General features: G+C 51.1%; 1 rRNA gene. It reads right to left on the minus strand.

The features are described 5' to 3' along the window. Positions 1-31: 31 nt before the first annotated feature. Positions 32-1,443, minus strand: a 23S ribosomal RNA gene (locus ACWQ4X_RS19625); the annotation flags it as partial.

A 1,443-nucleotide genomic window follows, 5' to 3' on the forward strand; every position in this document is an offset into this window, starting at 1 on the left:
TAAGCTTTATATACAACTGCTTGGGTGTTGTATAGTCAAGCCTCACGAGCAATTAGTATTGGTCAGCTTCACATATCACTATGCTTCCACATCCAACCTATCAACGTCGTAGTCTTCAACGGCTCTTTAGAGGACATAAAGTCCTAGGGAAATCTTATCTTGAGGTAGGCTTCCCGCTTAGATGCTTTCAGCGGTTATCCCTTCCGAACATAGCTACCCGGCGATGCGACTGGCGTCACAACCGGTACACCAGAGGTTCGTCCACTCTGGTCCTCTCGTACTAGGAGCAGATCCTCTCAAATTTCCAGCGCCCACGGTAGATAGGGACCGAACTGTCTCACGACGTTCTAAACCCAGCTCGCGTACCTCTTTAAATGGCGAACAGCCATACCCTTGGGACCTGCTTCAGCCCCAGGATGAGATGAGCCGACATCGAGGTGCCAAACACCGCCGTCGATATGAACTCTTGGGCGGTATCAGCCTGTTATCCCCAGAGTACCTTTTATCCGTTGAGCGATGGCCCTTCCATACAGAACCACCGGATCACTAAGACCTACTTTCGTACCTGCTCGACTTGTGGGTCTCGCAGTTAAGCGCGCTTTTGCCTTTATACTCTACGCGTGATTTCCGACCACGCTGAGCGCACCTTCGTACTCCTCCGTTACTCTTTAGGAGGAGACCGCCCCAGTCAAACTACCCACCAGACATGGTCCTCGTCCCGGATAACGGGACAGAGTTAGAACCTCAACATTACCAGGGTGGTATTTCAAGGACGGCTCCATTGGAACTGGCGTTCCAACTTCAAAGCCTCCCACCTATCCTACACAAGTAAGGTCAAAGTTCAATGTCAAGCTGCAGTAAAGGTTCACGGGGTCTTTCCGTCTAGCCGCGGGTACACTGCATCTTCACAGCGATTTCGATTTCACTGAGCCTCTGCTGGAGACAGCGCCGCCATCATTATGCCATTCGTGCAGGTCGGAACTTACCCGACAAGGAATTTCGCTACCTTAGGACCGTTATAGTTACGGCCGCCGTTTACTGGGGCTTCGATCAAGAGCTTCGCTTACGCTAACCCCATCAATTAACCTTCCAGCACCGGGCAGGCATCACACCCTATACGTCCACTTTCGTGTTTGCAGAGTGCTATGTTTTTAATAAACAGTTGCAGCGGCCTGGTTTCTGTGGCTGCCAATAGCTCAGGGAGCAAGTCCCATCACCGTCAGCAGCGTACCTTCTCCCGAAGTTACGGTACCATTTTGCCTAGTTCCTTCAGCAGAGTTCTCTCAAGCGCTTTGGTCTACTCGACCTGACCACCTGTGTCGGTTTCGGGTACGATTCCTGTGTAACTGGAGCTTAGAGACTTTTCCTGGAAGCATGGTATCAGCCACTTCACTGTACAAGTACAGCTTGCTATCAGTTCTCAGCATAGAGTACCCCGGATTT

This window comes from Acinetobacter sp. NigerLNRRAM0016 (genome assembly GCF_054112845.1).